The sequence below is a fragment of the Variovorax sp. GW821-FHT06D12 genome (assembly GCF_059419205.1).
The window spans coordinates 23,290-42,404 of record NZ_JBWKRI010000007.1; the positions used below are offsets into that span (position 1 = coordinate 23,290).

The 19,115-nt window shown below is 69.1% G+C and carries 14 protein-coding genes; 5 read left to right on the plus strand and 9 right to left on the minus strand.

Annotation, left to right across the window (positions count from 1 at the left end; genetic code table 11):
* The first annotated feature begins 18 nt into the window (after positions 1-18).
* Together purU and AC07SQ_RS21265 are read left to right on the plus strand one after the other, a co-directional pair.
* Positions 19-876, plus strand: coding sequence for a formyltetrahydrofolate deformylase (gene purU / locus AC07SQ_RS21260; protein ID WP_062478396.1), 858 nt, complete (start codon positions 19-21; stop codon positions 874-876).
* Positions 877-898: 22 nt separating this feature from the next.
* The gene (locus tag AC07SQ_RS21265; protein WP_495272757.1) at positions 899-2,146 is read left to right on the plus strand and encodes a S1 family peptidase; all 1,248 of its coding nucleotides are present in this window, start codon (positions 899-901) and stop codon (positions 2,144-2,146) included.
* Positions 2,147-2,177: 31 nt separating this feature from the next.
* On the opposite strand, the gene AC07SQ_RS21270 is transcribed toward AC07SQ_RS21265, so the two are convergent.
* The 4 genes from AC07SQ_RS21270 to AC07SQ_RS21285 all read right to left on the minus strand — a co-directional run bounded on the left by AC07SQ_RS21270 (position 2,178) and on the right by AC07SQ_RS21285 (position 9,019).
* Positions 2,178-2,552, minus strand: a complete 375-nt coding sequence (locus AC07SQ_RS21270) for a YXWGXW repeat-containing protein (protein ID WP_070063838.1) — start codon at positions 2,550-2,552, stop codon at positions 2,178-2,180.
* A 112-nt stretch (positions 2,553-2,664) separates the two neighbouring features.
* On the minus strand, positions 2,665-3,936 hold the full coding sequence (locus AC07SQ_RS21275; protein WP_495272758.1) for a GDSL-type esterase/lipase family protein: 1,272 nt from the start codon (positions 3,934-3,936) through the stop codon (positions 2,665-2,667).
* A gap of 129 nt (positions 3,937-4,065) precedes the next feature.
* On the minus strand, positions 4,066-7,362 hold the full coding sequence (locus AC07SQ_RS21280) for a carboxyl transferase domain-containing protein (RefSeq protein ID WP_495272759.1): 3,297 nt from the start codon (positions 7,360-7,362) through the stop codon (positions 4,066-4,068).
* Between the two features lie 13 nt (positions 7,363-7,375).
* On the minus strand, positions 7,376-9,019 hold the full coding sequence (locus AC07SQ_RS21285; RefSeq protein WP_495272760.1) for an AMP-binding protein: 1,644 nt from the start codon (positions 9,017-9,019) through the stop codon (positions 7,376-7,378).
* 85 nt (positions 9,020-9,104) lie between these two features.
* On the opposite strand from AC07SQ_RS21285, the gene AC07SQ_RS21290 reads away from it, so the two are divergent.
* The 3 genes from AC07SQ_RS21290 to AC07SQ_RS21300 all read left to right on the plus strand — a co-directional run bounded on the left by AC07SQ_RS21290 (position 9,105) and on the right by AC07SQ_RS21300 (position 14,495).
* Entirely contained in the window at positions 9,105-9,785 is a 681-nt protein-coding gene (locus tag AC07SQ_RS21290) for a TetR/AcrR family transcriptional regulator (RefSeq protein ID WP_495272761.1), read from the plus strand.
* A 32-nt stretch (positions 9,786-9,817) separates the two neighbouring features.
* Entirely contained in the window at positions 9,818-11,083 is a 1,266-nt protein-coding gene (locus AC07SQ_RS21295) for a branched-chain amino acid ABC transporter substrate-binding protein (RefSeq protein WP_095746969.1), read from the plus strand.
* 193 nt (positions 11,084-11,276) lie between these two features.
* Complete coding sequence (locus tag AC07SQ_RS21300) at positions 11,277-14,495, plus strand: bifunctional cytochrome P450/NADPH--P450 reductase (RefSeq protein WP_495272762.1); 3,219 nt, start codon at positions 11,277-11,279, stop codon at positions 14,493-14,495.
* Between the two features lie 75 nt (positions 14,496-14,570).
* Here AC07SQ_RS21300 and AC07SQ_RS21305 read toward each other — a convergent pair whose 3' ends face one another.
* From AC07SQ_RS21305 to AC07SQ_RS21325, 5 genes are all read right to left on the minus strand, one after another.
* Positions 14,571-15,344, minus strand: a complete 774-nt coding sequence (locus AC07SQ_RS21305) for an esterase/lipase family protein (protein WP_095746971.1) — start codon at positions 15,342-15,344, stop codon at positions 14,571-14,573.
* 85 nt (positions 15,345-15,429) lie between these two features.
* Positions 15,430-16,065: a TetR/AcrR family transcriptional regulator gene (locus AC07SQ_RS21310; RefSeq protein ID WP_062478422.1), complete on the minus strand. Its 636-nt coding sequence runs from the start codon at positions 16,063-16,065 to the stop codon at positions 15,430-15,432.
* A gap of 30 nt (positions 16,066-16,095) precedes the next feature.
* A complete protein-coding gene (locus AC07SQ_RS21315) occupies positions 16,096-16,566 on the minus strand; it encodes a phasin family protein (protein ID WP_495272763.1) in 471 nt (156 codons plus the stop codon).
* A gap of 86 nt (positions 16,567-16,652) precedes the next feature.
* Positions 16,653-17,204 (minus strand): hypothetical protein, encoded by a 552-nt coding sequence (locus AC07SQ_RS21320; RefSeq protein WP_487847370.1) that lies wholly within the window; start codon positions 17,202-17,204, stop codon positions 16,653-16,655.
* 146 nt (positions 17,205-17,350) lie between these two features.
* Entirely contained in the window at positions 17,351-19,057 is a 1,707-nt protein-coding gene (locus AC07SQ_RS21325; RefSeq protein ID WP_070063828.1) for a WS/DGAT/MGAT family O-acyltransferase, read from the minus strand.
* Between the last annotated feature and the right edge of the window lie 58 nt (positions 19,058-19,115).

Sequence of the window (19,115 nt, forward strand, 5' to 3'; positions counted from 1 at the left end):
GCCACAATCCTGCCCCTGATGACGACCACTACGCCTGCCTACATCCTGAACCTCTCCTGTCCCGACCGGACGGGCATCGTGCACGCCGTGTCGGGCTTCCTGCTCGAGCGCGGCGCCAACATCGAAGAGGCCGCCCAATACAACGACCACGGCACCGGCCTGTTCTTCATGCGCGTGCGCTTCGCCTGCGGTGACCACAGCGAAGCCGTGCTGCGCGAGGAGCTGAAGGCCTTCGCCACCGGTTTCGGCATGAGCCTGCAGCTGCACGCCGCCGCCGACCCGATGAAGACCGTGATCCTGGTCAGCAAGGAAGGCCACTGCCTGAACGACCTGCTGTTCCGCTGGAAGAGCGGCCTGCTGTCGATCGACGTGCGCGCCATCATCTCGAACCACCGCGACTTCTACCAGCTGGCCGCCAGCTACAACGTGCCCTTCCACCACATCCCGGTGACGGCCGCGACCAAGGCGCAGGCCGAGGCGAAGCAGCTGGAGATCATCGAGGCCGAAGGCGCCGAACTCGTGGTGCTCGCGCGCTACATGCAGATCCTGAGCAACGACCTGTGCAAGAGCCTGGCCGGCCGCGCGATCAACATCCACCACTCGTTCCTGCCCAGCTTCAAGGGCGCCAAGCCTTACTACCAGGCACATGACCGCGGCGTGAAGCTGATCGGCGCCACCGCCCACTACGTGACGGCCGACCTCGACGAAGGCCCGATCATCGAGCAGGACGTGGCCCGCGCCGACCACACCGACACGGTCGAAGACCTCACGGCCCGCGGCCGCGACACCGAAAGCCAGGTGCTGGCCCGCGCCGTGAAATGGCACAGCGAACACCGCGTGCTGCTGAACGGCCACCGCACGGTCGTGTTCCGCTAACCCACTCCATCGCCGCTCCCAGATGCGCCTGCAGCTTCCGCTTTTCGCCCTTGCTGCCGCTCTGGCAGCGCCCGCCACCTTCGCCCAGGACGCCCGCGCCGGCAGCGCCCCGCTGGCGCCCGACGCGCTGTTCGCGCGCGTCTCGCCCAGCGTCTGGGTGGTGCAGGCCAGCGACGCCCAGGGCAAGGTCCTGGCCACCGGCAGCGCGGTCGCCACCGGCCCGGGCACGGCCGTCACCAGCTGCAAGCTGCTGGCCAAGGCCAGCGCCGTGGCGCTGCGCCGCGACAACGTGAGCTACGGCGCCGTGCTGGAGCACCCGGACGTCGAACGCGACCTGTGCCAGCTGCGCATCGCCAACCTCGTGTCGCCGACGCTGGGCGTCGTGCCCGCGGGGGCGTTGCAGGTCGGGATGCCGCTGTACGTCATCGGATCGCCGCGCGGGCGCGAACTCACGCTCGGCATTTCCATGCTCGGCGGCGTGCGCCGCAACGCCGCGGGCGCGCTCGAGTCGCTGCAACTGGCCACGCCGACCGAGGCGGGCCTGGCCGGTGCCGGCCTGTTCGATGCGCAAGGCCGCTTGGTGGGACTGGTCGCCGGATCGGCCCCGGCCACCCTCGCCATGCCGGCCGCATGGATCGCGGAACTGCCGACGCGCGGCCAGCGGGCCATTGAGCGCCTGGCCTCGCAGCCCGCGCCGGCCAGCGTGTCGCTGCAGCGCCCGAGCATCGTGGAGTACCAGCTGCACGACCGGCTCACCAACACCTACCGCAAGGTGATCTACCGCGCAGACACGGCCACCACCTCGGACGAACGGCTCAGCTTCAACAACGGAGGCTGGATCGAGAAGCCGGGCGGCGAGGTGATCGGCGTCACGACGGCCGTGGCCGGCGAGTTCGACAGCGTCATGCCGCCGGGCGGCTGGGCCCGGCCGACCCTGGAACAGGACGCCGCCTGGGCCACGGAATACGACGCCACCATGGGCGGCACGCGCATCAAGATGGACCTGCGCGCCCACGTGGTGGACGACGCCGCCATGCTGCCGGTCAACGGCCGCGAGATGAAGGTGGTGAAGATCGACTACCGCGGCCACACCCAGCGCTTCGCGAACGCGGGCGCCTGGAGTGGCAACCAGTACGGGACCTACCGCGCCAGCGTGTGGTTCTCGCCGGAGCTGGGCCGCGTCGTCCGCTTCGAAGTGCAGACGCGCGGCGGTGCGAGCGGCGGCGCGTTCCAGGTCAGCGAAGTGCTCGAGCTGGTGAGCATCCGCTAGCCCCGGGCGCGCGCCGCGCGCTCTCTATCGATCAATTGCGATACGGGTTGTCCGGACGCCGGTCCTGGCGGTTCGGCACGCCGTCGCCGTCGCGGTCCCAGCGGCCGCGGTTGTATTCCCAGCGGCCATTGTTCTCGCGCCATTCCGGCGCGCGGTAGGCATAGCCCGGGCGGGCACGCACGTACATGCCGCGCACCCACACATGGCGACCGCCACGCCACTCATAGTGACCCGGCGACCACACATAGCCGCGACGCGGCGGCGGCATGCGCTCGTAGCGCGGCGGGGGCGGCGGCCCCTGGATGGTGATCACCGCCTGCGCCTGCGCGGCCGTGGGAACGGTCAGGGCGCCCACCGACAGCAGCGAAGCGGCACCGATGGAAAGAGCGACTGCGAGTGTTTTCATGAGAAAGCCCCATGGTTGTTGGAGGAGCCTTCATGCTGCCGGGACCGTGTGAAGCGCCTGTAAGCGCTGCGCGAAATCTTGTGTAGAGCTGTTTCGCTGCCGCGGACGCGCTTTACTCCTGCAATTCGCGCAGGTCGATGGCCGCGGCCATGGCCGCGTGGCCGGCGCGGTTGGGATGCAGGTGATCGCCGCTGTCGAATGTCGGATTCAGCTGACGCGGCGCGGCCGGGTCGCGCAGCACGGCATCGAAGTCGACCACGCCATCGACGTCCTGGCGGCTGCGCACCCAGCGGTTCACGGCCTCGCGCATGGCCTCGTTGGCGTCGGTGCCGTAGATCGTGTTGCCGAAGGGCGGCACGGTGCCCAGCAGCACCTTCACGCCCTTGGCGCGCGCCTGCTTGACGAGCTGCCCCAGGCCCTCGGTGACACGCTCGGCCGTGGGCACGTCGTGCGGCGGCACCTTCAGGCCGGGGATGCCCGCGAAGATGGCGCGGCCGATGTCGTTGGTGCCCAGCAGCACGATGACGTGCGTCACGCCGCTCTGGCCCAGCGCGTCGCGCGCAAAGCGCGACAGGCCGTCGGGGCCGATGCCGTTCACCAGCAGCCGATTGCCGCCGATGCCGGCGTTGATCACCGACACCGCGTGCGCGGCCTGCGGACTGTCACGCAACCGCGTGGCGAGCATGTCGGGGTAGGCGCCATCGCCCGACTCGCCGCCGCCCGCGGTGATCGAATCGCCGAAGGCCACCACGGTGCGCACCGGCCTGGCGGTGAGCACGTCGAGCCCGGTCACGATGTGGCTCATCGGCAGCGCCACCGCCTTCGACAGCCGGGGCGCCGAGACGGCGTTGCCTTGCGCCAGCCAGCCCGTGTCGCTGGACAGCAGGTACATCGTGGCGAACGGTGTCGCGCGGTCGAGAAAAAGGCTCACGGCCACGGCCTGGCCCGCCGCAACGTTCAGCGCCACGCCGTCGCTCCATGCTTCCGCGCCCGGCGCCACGGTGACGGTGGCGCGGCCTCCGAAACGCAGCGTGCGCAACGAGGCCGGCGAGATGGCGTCGCCGCCCGTGCCCAGTGCCACGGTGGCCGCGGCGATGCGCAGCGGCGTCTTGCCGAAGCGGTTCGACACCCGCACGCGGATGCGCTCGCCGTCGATCGTCGGGCGCATCATCTGGCGCAAGGTCTGGCCGCGGAACACATGGTCGCCCGGTCCGCCGATGGCGGCCGTGGCGGGGTTCGCGTCCAGCTCGGCGAAGTCGAGCACCGCCACGGCCCAGCTCGCCACCCAGCGCGCTTCGGCCGGCTGGCGTGCCGCCTGCTCGACCTTCTCCGCCCACACCGCCTGCACGCCCACGAGCAGCACCGCAAGGCCGAGAACGGCCATCCAGTGTGCAGGGGAAAAGGCGGCGTCGCGCAAACGGACGCGCCAGCGGGCAGGAAGCTTCATGCGTGCAAAAGCGGCCCAGTGTACGGAGCCGCCTTGCCCGCGCAGGTGACGAGGTCTAAGCCTGCGTTACCAAGTGTCGACGTACGCCGAGACCGCCTCGGCCGGCCGCGTCGCCGAGGCCAAGCCGCGCACCAGCCAGGTGCGCGTGTCGGCCGGGTCGATCACCGCGTCGATCTCCAGCGTCTGCGCCATGTGGATCGCCTCGCCGTTCGCGTACTGCTGCGCCACCAGCTGCTTGAAGAGCGCGTCGCGTTCCGCGCCCTCGGGCGCGGCCGCGAGCTCCTTGCGAAAACCCAGTCGCACCGCGCCTTCGAGGCCCATCGCGCCGAACTCGCCGGTGGGCCAGGCCACGGTGAACACGGGCGCATCGAAGCCGCCGGCGGTCATGGCCTGCGCGCCCAGGCCGTAGCCCTTGCGCAGCACCACCGCAAAGAAAGGCACGCGCAGATGCGAGGCCACCATGAACATGCGGCACACGTGGCGCACCTGCGCCTGCGCCTCGACCTCGGGCCCGACCATGAAGCCGGGCGTGTCGCACAACGACACGATCGGTAACCCGTGGGCATTGCACAGTTGCATGAAGCGTGCGGATTTGTCGGCCGCCTCCACGTCGATCGCGCCGCCCAGGTGGTGCGGGTTGTTCGCCATCAGGCCAACCGGCTTGCCCTCGATGCGCGCCAGCGCCGTGACGATGCCCGCGCCGAAGCCCGCGCGCAGTTCGAGCAACGAGCCGGTGTCGGCCACGCCGCGCATCGCGGCGCGCACGTCGTACACGCGCAGGCGGTTCTCGGGCACCACATGGCGCAGCGTGCGCGGATCGGCGCACTGCCAGTCGCTCACCGGACCCTGGAAGTACGACAGGTACTGCTTCGCAGCCGCCACGGCCGCGGCTTCGTCTTCCACCAGGATGTCGATCACGCCGTTGCGCGACTGCACGCTGCTCGGCCCGATCTGCTCGGGCGCGAAGGTGCCCAGGCCGCCGCCTTCGATCATCGCGGGGCCGCTCATGCCGATGTTGCTGCCCTTGGTCGCAATGATCACGTCGGCGCAGCCCAGCAGCGCCGCGTTGCCCGCGAAGCAGCGGCCATGCACGATGCCGACCACCGGCACCTTGCCCGACAGCGCTGCGAACTGGCTGAAGGTGTGGTTGTTCAGGCCCGCGACGATCGGCATGTCAGTGTCGCCCGGCCGCCCGCCCCCGCCTTCGGCGAACAGCACCACCGGCAGCTTGAGCTGGTGCGCCACCGCGAGCAGCCGGTCGGTCTTGTGGTGGTTGCGCATGCCCTGCGTGCCGGCCAGCACGGTGTAGTCGTACGCGAGCACGGCGCAGCGCGATTTCTCGGGGCCGAACTGCTTCGCGTTGACGCTGCCCAGGCCGGTCACCATGCCGTCGGCCGGCGTGTTGGCGATGAGGTCTTCGAGCGTGCGGCGGCGCGTCTGCGCGGCGATGGCGAGTGCGCCGTACTCGATGAAGTTGCCCGGGTCGCCGGCCATGTCGCACAGGTCGGCGATGTTCTCGCGCGCGGTGCGACCGCCCTGCGCATGCCGCTTGTCGACGGCCGCCTTGCGGTTCGCATCGAGCGTGGGCGCATGACGGTCGATGACCTTCTGCAGGTCGGGGCGGATCGCGTCGAGGTCGTGCGCGACGCGCGCCTGCGCTTCGACGCCCTGCGCGTCGACGGCCTCCAGCCGCACCAGCGACTGGCCTTCGACGAGGTAGTCGCCGGGCGCAGCCAGCAGCGCCAGCACACGGCCGGCCACGGGCGCGTGCAGCAGGTGCTCCATCTTCATGGCCTCGAGCACGCCGAGCTGTGCGCCGGCGGGCAGCACGTCGCCCACCGCGACCTCGAACTGGACCAGCTTCGCGGGCATCGGCGCCTTGACGGTGAGGCCGTCGTCGTCTGCCTCGTCCGGCACCGGCGCGCTCGCGGCGGCGGGCGCGGTCACCTTCTTCGTGTGCTTCTCGAACGCCTTCGCGTCGGCGAGCAGATCGCCCAGGTGCGCTTCCACGAAACGCGTGTGCACGGCCTGCGTCGCGAACTCGGGCCGCGCGGCAATGGCGCACAGCAGCGGCAGGTTGGTGGCGATGCCGTCGATGTGGCATTCATCGAGCGCGCGCAGCGAGCGGCGCAGCACGTCCGCGAAACGCGACGACGGCGAATGCACGATGAGCTTGGCCAGCAGCGTGTCGTAGTGCGGCGAAGGCGCCAGGCCCGCGTAGCCGTGCGTGTCGACGCGCACGCCGGGGCCGGCGGGCAGGTCGAAGCGCGCGAGCGTGCCGCCCGCGGGGCGTGCGTTACCTTGCGCGTCGAGCGTCTCGGCGTTGATGCGCCACTGCACCGCGAAGCCGCGCTGCGGTGCCGTGCGGCCAGCCTCCACGCCGAGCGCGTCCAGCGTGTCGCCCGACGCGACGGCGATCTGCAGCTGCACGAGGTCCAGCCCCGTCACGGCCTCGGTCACCGTGTGCTCGACCTGCAGGCGCGGGTTCGCTTCGATGAAGACGAAAGGCAAGGTGGTCGATGCGGCATCGACCAGGAATTCAAAGGTGCCGAGACCGCGATAGCCCACGGCCTTGGCCATGCGCAGCGCGGCCTGCGTGACCTGCGCGCGCAGCGGCTCGGGCAGCGAGGGGCTGGGCGCGATTTCGACCAGCTTCTGGAAGCGGCGCTGCAGCGTGCACTCGCGCTCGCCGAGGCTGGCCACGGCGCTGCCGTCGCCGAGCACCTGCACCTCGATGTGCCGCGCATTGCGCATCAGGCGCTCGACGTACACACCCTCGATGCCGAACGCCGCCTTGGCTTCGGACATGCAGCGCGCATGCGCCTCGGGCAACTCGTCGGCGTTCAGCACCGCACGCATGCCACGCCCGCCGCCGCCGCCGATGGCTTTCACCATCACGCCCGCGCCCTGCGCGTGCTGCTCGGCGAAGAAGGCCTGGGCCTGCGCGAGCGTCACCGCGCCGGCGCTGCCGGGCATCACGGGCACGTCGCATTGCGCGGCCAGTTCGCGGGCGCGGGCCTTGTCGCCGAACAGGCCCAGCTGCTCGGGCGTGGGACCGATGAAGACCAGGCCCGCGTCGGCGCAGGCCTGTGCGAAGTCGGCGCGCTCGCTGAGGAAGCCGTAGCCGGGATGCACCGCATCGCAGCCTTGCGCCTTCGCCACCGCGATCAACGCAGCCACGTCGAGGTAGGCCGAAGGGCCGGTCGCGTCGAGCGCCACCGCCACATCGGCCAGCTGCACATGCAGCGCAGCGGCATCGTCGCGCGCGTGCACCGCCACGCTGGCGATGCCCAGGTCGCGCAGCGCGCGCACCAGGCGCACGGCGATCTCGCCGCGGTTGGCAATCAGAACTTTGGAAAACACGCGAAGAAGCCTTTCAGGTCTTGTCTTTGAGCAGGCGGCGCAGCACCTTGCCCGCGCCGGTGGTCGGCAATGCATCGATGAAGCTCACGGCGCGCGGCGCCTTGTAGCTCGCCATGTTCTCGCGCGCCCAGGCCACGAGCGCGTCGGCTTCGAGCGCGGCGCCGGGCTTGCGCACGATGAAGGCCTTCACGACCTCGCCCTTCTCGGGGTCAGGCTGCGCGATGACCGCCGCCTGCGCCACCGCCGGGTGCTTGATGAGGATGGTCTCGACCTCTTCGGGGAACACGCTGTAGCCCGAGACCTTGATCATTTCCTTGAAGCGGCCGATGAAGGTGAGGTAGCCGTCGGCGTCGAGCTTGCCCATGTCGCCCGTGTGCACCCAGCCGTTGCGCAGCGTGGCGGCCGTGGCCTCGGGCTTGTTCCAGTAGCCCTTGAACGAGCCGGCGCTGGTGAGCACGATCTCGCCGACCTCGCCCGTGGGCATGTCGGCCTGGGTCTCGGTGTCGATGATGCGGATGGTCACGCCCGGCACCGGCACGCCCTGCGTGCCCCAGCGCGGCGCCACGTGCGGCGTGTAGGTGTCGCAGGTGTGGGTTTCGCTCAGGCCGTAGGCGGCCTCGAACGAGCTGCAGTGGTTGGCGTGCGAGCGCCACTGCGCGGCCAGCGGCTCGGTGAAGGCGATGCCGAAGCTGGTCACCGGGTTCATCTTCAGGCTCGACAGGTCGAAGCGGGCGATGTCAGGCACCTGCATGCAGGCCACGTTCATCGGCGCGATGCTGTACCACCAGCTGACGTGGTAGCGGTCGATGGCCTGCAGCACGGCGCGCGGATCGAAGCGGTGCATCAGCACCGAGGCCGCGCCGCTGAGCACGGGCACGTTGACGCCCATGAGCATGCCGGCGATGTGGTACAGCGGTGCGATCGACAGCAGCACGTCGCCAGGCCCCACGCCGTTGCAGTCGGCCGCGGCGCGCGTCTTGAAGAGCGCGTTGCCGTAGCTGAGCATCGCCCCCTTGGGCAGCCCGGTGGTGCCCGAGGTGTAGGTCATGAGCGCGATGTCGTCCATGTCGATGGCGACGGGCTGCGGCGTGGCGCCGCTGCGCATCACGGCAAGGAAGTCTTCGCAGCCTTCGGGCACGGTGCGTTCGGCCCTGCGCTCGGCGGCCAGTTCGGCCGGCAGGTCGAGCGTGGGCTCGGCGGGCAGCAGGTCGGCGTAGTGCACCACGAACACATGCGCGAGCGCACTCTCGGCCTGCACCTTGCGCACCACCGGCACGAGCGGCGCGGCCGCGACGATCACGCGCGCCTTCAGGTCGTTGACCTGGTAGGCCAGCTCGTGCTCCTTGTTGAGCGGCCCGCTCGGGCAGACGATGGCGCCGATCTTCTGGATGCCGAAGTGCGCCACCAGGTACTGCGGGCAGTTGTTGAGGAACAGCACCACGGGTTCGCCCTTGGCCACGCCCAGGGCCTGCAGGCGCGCGGCGAAGGCGTCGCTCGCGCGGTCGAGCTCGGCCCAGCTCAGGGCCTGGCCGTACCAGAGGCAGGCGGTGGCGTCGCCGCGCGTGCGTGCGTGGTCGCGCAGGTAGGCGTGCAGGGGCTGCTGCACGCGCGGCGGCAGCTCTTTCAGACGTGTGGGGGTGGCGGGCGTTGTCTCCATGGCGTCACTTTCTCAGGGTTATCGATAGCCGCCTGCGCAGGGCCGGCGCTTGCCAATGCGGCATGGTGCACGAACAATCCTACCCATGGGTATAACTTCCGCGACACCGAACAAACCCTCTGCCACGCACACGGCACAGCCGCACCTGCCGCAGGGCACGGGCCGCCAGCGCGCGGCCACGCAGGGCACCGACCTGCAGCGCGAGCGCATCCTGCAGGCGGCGGCGCAGCTGTTTGCTGCGCAGGGCTACGCCAACACGACCATGGCGCAGATCGTGCGCGAGCTGGGCGTGACCAAGCCCTTCGTGTACTACTACTTCCGCGACAAGCAGGAGATCTTCGAGACGCTGTCGTGGCGCCCCGCGGTCGACTGTTTCACCGCGCTCGACTTCGCCGCCACCGACCCGCGCCGCGCGAGCGAGAAGGTGATGGAAGGCATCGAGGGGCTGATCCGCGCCACCATCGCGCACCACCCGGTGGCCTTCTTCGCGTACCGCGAGCCGCAGGTGTACCGCCCCGAATACCTCGAAGCGCAGAAGAAGCTCGCACATCACTTCTATGACCTGCTGTGCCCGCTGCTCGAAGAAGCCCGGCGCGACGGCGACCTCGACTTCGACGAGACCAAGATCACCGCGCTCGCGGCCTGCAGCCTGCCGGGCTTTCTCTACAGCTGGTACCGCCCCAACGGGCGTCTCTCGCCCGACGAGGTGGTGGAGCAGCTCACGAAGCTGGCCAGCCGCGTGATCGGGCTGCGCGCGAAGAACTGATTCCGCCTTTCACACACCCTCCGGAGACACCCATGAAGCTCACGCATGCGCCCCTGGCGCGGATCGCCCTTGCCTCTTTGTTTGCCATCGCCGGCACCGCGGCGCAGGCGCAGGCCCCGCAGCCGACCTACAAGATCGCCTACATCGATCCGCTGTCGGGGCCGTTCGCCAACGTGGGCGAGCTGATGCTCATGCACACGCAGTACGCCATCGAGGACATCAACGCCAAGGGCGGCGTGCTCGGCGGCATGAAGCTGCAGCTGCTGCAGTTCGACAGCAAGCTCTCGGCGCAGGAAAGCCAGAGCGCGCTGCAGGCGGCGATCGACCAGGGCGCCAAGGCGATCGTCACGGGCGGCTCGGGCTCGTCGGTGGTCACGGCGCTGGTGCTCGCGGTGGCGCGCTGGAATCAGCGCAACCCGGGCAAGGAGCTGATCGTGCTGAACCACTCGTCGATCGACCCCGAGATGACGGGCAAGGGCTGCAGCTTCTGGCACTTCCAGACCGAGGCCAACACGGCGATGAAGATGAAGGCGCTGGCCAACTACATCAAGAAGACGCCGGACGTGAAGAAGGTCTACCTGCTGAACCAAGACTATGCCCACGGCAAGCAGTGGGCCAGCTACGGCCGCCAGCTGGTGGGCCTGGCGCGCCCCGACATCCAGTTCGTCGGCGAGACGCTGCACCCGATCGGCCGCGTGAAGGACTTCGCGCCCTACATCGCCAACATCAAGCAAAGCGGCGCCGACTCGGTCATCACCGGCAACTGGGGCCAGGACATGACGCTGCTGCAGAAGGCCGCGGGCGACGCGGGCTACAACCTGCGCTACTTCAACCACAGCGCGGGCTCGGTGCCGGGCACCGTCACCGCCGTGTCGCAGGCCAAGACGGGGCAACTCACCTGGGTGGCCGAATGGCACCCGGGCCAGGCCGACACGCCGAAGGTCGACGCGCTGGCCAAGGCCTACAAGGCCAAGACCGGCAAGGACTTCCTTGCGCCTCGCATCGACCTGACGCCGCGCCTGCTGGCCGCCGCCATCGCCAAGGCCGGCAGCGCCGACACGGTGAAGGTGGCGCGCGCCCTCGAAGACCTGAGCTTCGACTCGGTGGTGGGCCCGGTGCGCATGCGCGGCGAAGACCACCAGCTGCTGCTGCCGCAGGTGGTGAACACCATCGCGCCGGTGGACGGCAAGGCGGTGAAGACGGGCTGGGAAGGCACCAACTACGGCTTCCGCACCGATGCGGTCTATACCGGGAACGAGCTGGCGCAAGGCACCGACTGCAAGATGGTCCGACCCTGACTGAGTTCTTTCGGGGGACCTGCCCGGGCCACTGTGAATAGCGATCACGCTGACGGCGTGATCGCCCCCTGCGCCGCGCAATTGTTTCCTAGGGAAACCCCGTCCTGCCCACCCCCTGTGCCATCGGGATACTCCGGATTCGCATCCCGGACATCCGAAGCGGGTCCATACCGAAGGCACAACAAGGTACACCATGGCAGGAAAGAACTCGCTCCATCCGATCCCCCATCCGGCGAAGAAACCCTTCGTCGGCAATCTGCTGTCCATCGGCTCCGACTCGCCGGTGCTCGACATGTGGAAGATCGCGCAGGACCTCGGCGGCATCTACTGGCTCGACATGCCGGGCATGCCGGTGATCGTGGTGTCGTCGCCCGCGCTGGTCGACGAACTGTGCGAAGAGCCGCGCTTCGACAAGAGCACGCGCGGCGCGCTGCGCCGGCTGCGCGCCGCGTCGCACGGCCTGTTCACGTCCGACACGCACGAGGAGACGTGGTCGAAGCCGCACAACATCCTCTTGGCCAACTTCAGCCAGCGCGCGATGCAGGCCTACCACCCGATGATGCTGGACATCGCGGGGCAGCTGGTCACCAAGTGGGAGCGCCTCAACTTCGATGAAGAGGTGGACGTGGTGCGCGACATGACCGCGCTCACGCTCGACACCATCGGCCTGTGCGGCTTCGGCTACCGCTTCAACTCGTTCTACCGCGAGGGCTTCCATCCTTTCGTCGATGCGATGGTGCGCACGCTGGAGACGGTGCAGAACCGGCGCGGCATTCCGCTCGAGGAGCTGATGCTCAAGAAGGAGCTGGCACAGCAGCGCAAGGACATCCGCTACATGCACAAGATGGTGGAAGACATCATCGAGGAGCGGCGCGCGAGCGGTGCCGACATCGCCACCAAGCCCGACCTCCTGAGCTACATGATCGCGGGCGTGGACAAGAAGAGCGGCGAGAAGCTCACCGACAAGATGATCCGCGACGAGTGCATCGAATTCCTTATCGCGGGCCACGAGACCACCAGCGGCCTGCTCTCGTTCGCCATCTACTTCCTGCTGAACAACCCCGAGGCGATGGCCAAGGCGCAGGCCGAGGTCGACAGCGTGTTCGGCGGCGACACCACGCAAAAGCCCACCTACGCGCAGGTCAACCGCCTGCAGTACGTGATGCAGGTGCTGAAGGAGTCGCTGCGCCTGTACCCGACCGCGCCCGCGATCTCGATGCGCGCGAAGGAAGACACCAAGATCGGCGGCCAGTACACGATCAAGAAGAACAACATGGTCATCATGCATGCGCTCGCGCTGCACCGTGACAAGGGCATCTGGGGCGAGGACGCCGACCAGTTCAACCCCGACCACTTCAGCCGCGAAGCCGAGCGCGAGCGTCCGGTGAACGCCTTCAAGCCCTTCGGCAACGGCCAGCGCGCCTGCATCGGGCGGCAGTTCGCCCTGCAGGAAGCGGTGCTCACGCTGGGCATGATCCTGCAGCGCTTCAACCTCGTCGATCACACGGGCTACAAGCTCAAGATCAAGGAAGCGCTGACGATCAAGCCCGAGAACTTCAAGATCAAGGCGCTGCTGCGCGACCCGGCCTCGCGCCCGCGCGGCACCGTGGAAGCGGCGGCCACGCCCGACACGCCGGCCAAGCCCGCCGCGCGCAAGCCGCAGGCGGCGCGCCACGGCACCTCGCTGCTGGTGCTGCAGGGCTCCAACCTCGGCACCGCCGAAGACCTGGCGCGCCAGCTGGCCGAGGCCGGCGAGCTGCGCGGCTTCTCGACCCAGCTGGCCTCGCTCGACGACTATGCCGAGCGGCTGCCGGCCAGCGGCGCGGTGGCCATCGTCTGCGCCTCTTACAACGGCGTGGCGCCCGACAACGCGGCGGAGTTCCACCGCTGGCTCGACAAGGCCGACGACTCGCTCAACGGCGTGCGCTTCAGTGTCTTCGGCTGCGGCAACACCGACTGGGCCGCCACCTACCAGGCGGTGCCGCGCCGCATCGACGAACGGTTGGAAGCCTTGGGCGCCGCGCGCGTGCACGCGCGCGGCGAAGGCGATGCGCGCGAGGACATGGACGGCGCCTTCCAGGACTGGAGCGACGCGCTGTGGCCCGCGCTGGTGAAGACCTTCGACATCAAGAACGGCGCCGACACGCCGGCCGAGGCCGAGCCGCTGTACACGCTCGAAGAGCTGCCGCCGCCGCAGAAGAACGCACTGGTCGATGCGCTGGGCGCCGTGCCGCTGCGCGTGATCGAGAACCGCGAACTGCAAAGCGCCGGCGCCAACGGAGAGGCCGGACGCTCCACGCGCCACGTCGAGCTGATGCTGCCCGAGGGCGTGAACTACGTGCCCGGCGACCACCTGAGCGTGGTGCCGCGCAACAGCCCGGCGCAGGTCGAGCGCGCGATGGCGCGCTTCGGCTTCGACCGCTCGGCGCACGTGCGCCTGTCGGCCGTGCCGGGCCGCAAGGCGGCGCTGCCGGTCGACCAGGTCATCGCGGTCGATCGCCTGCTGGGCGACTACGTCGAGCTGCAGGACGTGGCCACGCGCAAGCAGATCGCCACGCTCGCGGCGCACACCGAGTGCCCCTTCACCAAGCCCAAGCTGCAGGCGCTGTCGGGCAGCGACGAGGCCTCGCAGGCCGCGTACAAGGCCGAGGTTCTGCACAAGCGCAAGTCGCTGCTGGAGCTGCTCGAGGAGCACCGTGCCTGCCAGGTGCCGTTCGCGGTGTTCCTGGAAATGCTGTCGCCGCTGTCGCCGCGCTACTACTCGATCTCCTCGTCGCCGACGATGACGCCGGGGCGCTGCAGCGTGACGGTGGGCGTGGTGAGCGCGCCCGCGCTGTCGGGCAACGGCACCTTCGAGGGCGTGTGCTCCAACTTCCTGGCGCGCGCCGAGGCCGGCGACACGGTGCACGGCGTGATCCGCGAGACCACGGCCGAGGGCTTCCGCCTGCCGGAGGACGCAAACCGGCCGCTCATCATGATCGGCCCGGGCACCGGCCTGGCACCGTTCCGCGGCTTCCTGCAGGCGCGCGCGGCGCAGGTCGAACGCGGCGACGCGCTGGGCGAGGCGATGCTGTTCTTCGGCTGCCGCCATCCCGAGCAGGACTTCATCTACGCCGAAGAGCTGCAGGCCTGGTCGCACCGCGGCCTGATGAAGCTGCACACGGCCTTCTCGCGCGCCGGCGACCGCAAGGTCTACGTGCAGGACCTGATCCGCGAACAGGGCGCGGCCGTGTGGAAGCTGCTCGAAGCCGGTGCCGTGGTGTACGTGTGCGGCGACGGCTCGCGCATGGAGCCCGACGTGCGGCGCACGCTCAGCGACCTCGCGCGCGAGCACGGGCAGGACAGCGCGGCGTGGATGGACAAGATGATTGCCGAGCAGCGCTATGTGCTCGACGTGTGGGCCGGGGCCTGAAGAACCCAGTCTGTAGCCCCAAAGAAGAAGACCGGCATTCGCCGGTCTTTTTTTGTTGGGAGTGTTCGCCTCAGGTCAGACGTTGCGATCCGGGTCCGGGTACACCAGCGGCCCGAGCATGCCGCGGTTGAACGGCTTCCATTCGCCCTCGGGCTGCGCCAGCCGGTCGGCCACCGCATAGAGCACGGCCGGGTGCGCGCCGAGCCCCAGGTGGCTTGCCACCACCTCGATGTTCTCGGACTGCGGGCCGGTCTTCTCGAGGCTGCAACGCCACGCCACGACACCGTCGGTGCGGCTGAAGATCGAGGTCGTGGGCACGGGCGGCGTGGGTTCGACGAACTTCATGCGGCGCGGGTCGTGCGAGCTCTGGCCGCTCACGCCTTCGTACACGCGCCAGGCGTTGGTGGCGCGCGGGCTGCCCGAGAACGGGCTGCCGAGCGTGATCACGTTGCGGATGAGGTCCTTCTGCGCCGAGGCCAGCAGCCGCGCATACACGCCGCCCAGGCTCCAGCCGATCACGCTGACCTTCTGGCCGCTCTTGTCGGCCAGGGTCTTGAGCAGGTCGACCATGCCGTCCTCGACGCCGGCGCGTGGGCCCAGGTTGCGGCCCTGGCCCCAGCCGTGCGCGTCGTAGCCACGGCTGCACAGGTAGCGGCGCAGCAGCAGCGTGGACATGTCGCTGGCCACCAGGCCCGGCAGCACGAGCACGGGGTGCCCGTCGCCGCGCGGCGCGAGCTGCAGCAGCGGCCACATGGCGAGGCCGGCGCCGGTTTCCCAGAGGGCGCGCGCTTCGGCCAGCAAGAGCAGGCGCGACGGCGGAGCGATGGGTTCGTGGGTGGCGGTGGTCATGATGGCGGCTTCCTTTCTGTTTCTTTCTTCTGTAGGACGACGATGGGGGTGCGAAGTTGCATGCCCCGTCGGACGACAACTTCATTTATCCGAGGTATTTGCCCCTCAGGTAATCAAGATAAGCCCTCGATTCGCTGGAAACATACGGAGAAACCAGCGTGAGTGTGTAGAAAGCCGCCAAACCGGGGTCGGCCTGCGCCAGCGCGTCGCGCCCCGGCACCAGCCGCTCGAACGAGAGCCAGCAGGTGGTGGTGAAGACCATCTGCAGCGCGAGGATGCGCGCCTGCTCGGCGCTGGTCTCGATCACGCCCGAAGCCACCAGCCCTTCGCACAGCGTCTGGGCCGCCAGCAGGTTCTGCGCGGTCATGGCCTGGGCGCGCTGCCCCAGGGCCGGGTACTCGCTGGCCAGGAAGGCCATGTCGCGATAGATGAAGCGGTACTCGTCGATGGCCTCGAAGCGCAGGTGCAGCGCCAGCCACAGGTCGTCGATGGCGGTGATGGAGGCCGACGAGCCGTTGAGCACCTCGAGCCGCTGCTCGAAGCGCCGGAACAGCCATTCGACGATCAGCTGCTTGGCCTTGAAGTGGTAGTGCAGGTTGCCCGGGCTCATGCCGAGCTCGGCCGCGATCTTGTGCGTGGACACGGCCGGAAGACCTTCCGCGTTGAACAGCGCAAGGCTGGTCTGCAGGATACGATCGCGCGTGGTGTTGGAGCTGGCCACAAGCGGCGTGTTGCGTGCGTTGTGTGCCGCTCAGCGCTTGCCGCCGGAGCCACTTGAACTGGACGGTTTCTCGAGTCTGGCGAGGCGTTCGCGCAACTGCGCCACCTCGTCGCGCAGGGCCTGCACCTCGTCGGCGCTGGGCATGCCCAGGCGTTGCAGGGCGGTGGCGACACGCTGGTCGAACACGTCCTCGAACTTGCGGATGCCGAAGGTGTCCAGGCTGGGAAAGCCGCGCGTCAGCGCGGCCTTGGCACCGGCCACGTCGGCCTTGCCGTGCCCGATGCCGAGCAGGCCTTCGATCACGTTGGCCTGGCGCTTGGCGACATCGTTGCGCACGTTGTCCAGCGCCTTGAGGCCGGCGCGCAGCAGCGCTTCGGCCTTGTTGGTGCCGGCCGCAGCGGTGTCTGCGGGCGGTGCTTTCGCAGCCGGCGCCGCCTTGCGGGGCGCGGCCTTCTTCTTCGCCGCCGGAGCCTTCTTGGCAGGCGCCGCCCTCTTCTTCAACTTTGCAGTGTCATCGGGACGGGTCGCCATGCGGTGGGTGCTCCAGGGGCGTAAGGAATGAAAAGGGCGCGCTCAGCGCCCCGGGATCAGGCCGCCTTGCGGGCAGCGCGGCGAACCGGCTTCTTGGCCGCAGCGACCTTGGCCTTCACGGTGCGCACGGGGGCGGCTTCTTCGGTGCCGCTCACACGGGCTTCGATCTGCTTGGTGCCGGCGACGATGCGGTCAGCGATCTGCACCGACACGGTGGCGAAGGGCTGGTTCACGGCCGACAGAGCGTTCAGCACAGTGGTGGCAGCGGGCGATTCGATCTGGGCGACGCGGTTGGCGACGGTTTCGATGCCGCTGGTGGTGCCGGCGGCGACGCGGTCCATCACGTTCACGATGCGGCTGGTGTCGATGTCCAGGCGGTTCGACAGGAAACCATGCACCTTCTCTTGCGCGCCGATCAGGTTGGCCTTGATCTGCTCGCTCACCAGCGGGATCTGGCGGTTGCCCAGGAACTCGCTGTAGCGCGAAGCGGCACCGCCCAGCAGGCGTTGCACGCCGGTGCGGTAGGCACCGACCAGGGTCTTGCCGGCGTCGTTGTACTGGCCGACGACGTGGATGGCGGCGGAAGCGATGTTGGTTTGCGTGGACATGTGAGATTTCCTTGAAGTTGAATGGCTCGCGGGGAATCGCGATGGGCCAATCATCTTCCGCAGGGCCTAGGCCTGAAAAACTAGAACGGTCGGAAAACTAGTCCAACTGCCCCAATTTTTTGTCCAGGCCGGGCCGGCCCTGTCGATCATGCCGCAGCGGCGCGCGGCGATGCGGCGGCCTTGCGGGCCGCGGGCCGGGGTGCGGCCTTCTTCGCCGCAGCCTTCTTCGCAGGGGCTTTCTTCGCTGCCGCCTTGACCGGCGCGGCCTTGGCCGGGGCCTTCTGCGCCGTCTTCTTGGCGGCGACGGCCTTCACCGGCGCCTTCTTGCGCGCGGCCGGCTTGCGGGCCGGTGCAGCGGCCTGGGCCTCTTCGTCCGCTTCCGGCGCGGGGGCGGCCACGGGCTTGGGCGGTGTGGCCGGCGCGCCGGAGACGGCCGGGTGCTTCTGTGTCAGCTCCATCAGCAGCTTGTGCTCGGCCAGCAGGTAGTCGCCGATCTCGGTGATGTCGGGCACGGCGCGGCGGCAGGCGATCAGGCCGTAGTCCATGCGGCCGTTGTAGCTTTGCACGGTGACGTTGAGCGCGGTGCCGTGGCTGGCGATCGACACCGGGTAGTAGCAGGTGACCAGCGCCCCCGCGAAGTACATCGGGAACGGCGCGCCCGCCACGTTCGAGACAGCCACGTTGGCCGCCGGCGGCAGCAGGTTGACGATGCCCGAGCGCCCCACCATCGACGCGATGCCCGACACCAGCCAGGGCGCGGCGAAGGTCGGGAAGTCGTCCAGGATCACGGCCTTGAAGCGGTTCATCGTCGACTTCGAGGAATTCGACGAGGCGTTGATCGCCTTCAGCCGCTGCAGCGGATCGGTGATGTCGGTGGCCAGGCTCACGAGGATCATGCTGGCCTGGTTGTTGGCCGTCTGGTCGCCGGCCTCGCGCAGGCTCACGGGCACGCCGGCCACCAGCGGCTTGGCCGGCAGCTCGTTGTTGTCGGCCAGGTAGTGGCGCAGCGCGCCGGCCACGGTGGCCAGCACCACGTCGTTGAGCGACACGCCGAAGTGCTTGGCGATGTACTTGGTCTCGGCCAGCGAGATGGTGCGCCCGGCGAAGGTGCGCTGGTTGGTGATCGACACGTTCAGCGAGGTGCGCGGCGCGAAGAGGTTGAACTTCTTCGGCGCGGTGGCGGCGGCCTTGTCGGCCGCCTTCTCGTCGGGCTGGGCCAGGCCGCCGATGGCGCGCGCGATGGCCGGCGCCATCTTGAAGAGCTTCACGTACTGCTGCGCCGTGTTGCGCAGCGCCGCCGTGGCGAGCTCGGCCATGCCCAGCTGGTAGCCGTTGCTGCGCGGGCGCGCACGCGGCGGCTTGATCACGCGGCCCGTGGCCTCGAGGTCGAAGATGGCCTTGCCCAGCTCGACGCCGGCCTGCCCGTCGATGCCCGCGTGGTGCACCTTGGTGTACAGCGCCACCTGGCCGCTCTTGAGGCCGTCGATGATGAAGAACTCCCACATCGGCCGGCTGCGGTCCATGAGCGTGGAGTGCAGCCGTGCCACGTACTGCTGCAGCTGGCGGTTGGTGCCGGGCTTGGGCAGCGTGATGTGGCGCACGTGGTAGTCGAGGTCGATGTCGTCGTCCTCGACCCACACCGGATTGGTCATGTCGAAGGGCATCAGCGCGAGCTTGCGCGTGAACACGTCGGCCAGGTGGATGCGGCTGGCCATGAAGGCCTTGGCGTCTTCGTAGAAGTCGCCCTTGTAGCCCTTGGGCAGGTCCAGCACGTTGAGGGAGCCCACGTGCATCGGCATCTCGGGGGTTTCCAGGTGCAGGAAGGTGGCATCAAGACCGCTCAGGTGTTTCATGTGTGGTTCTCCTCGTTGGGGCATGCGCCGTCCGGCAGGATACCGTGGGCATCGCGTT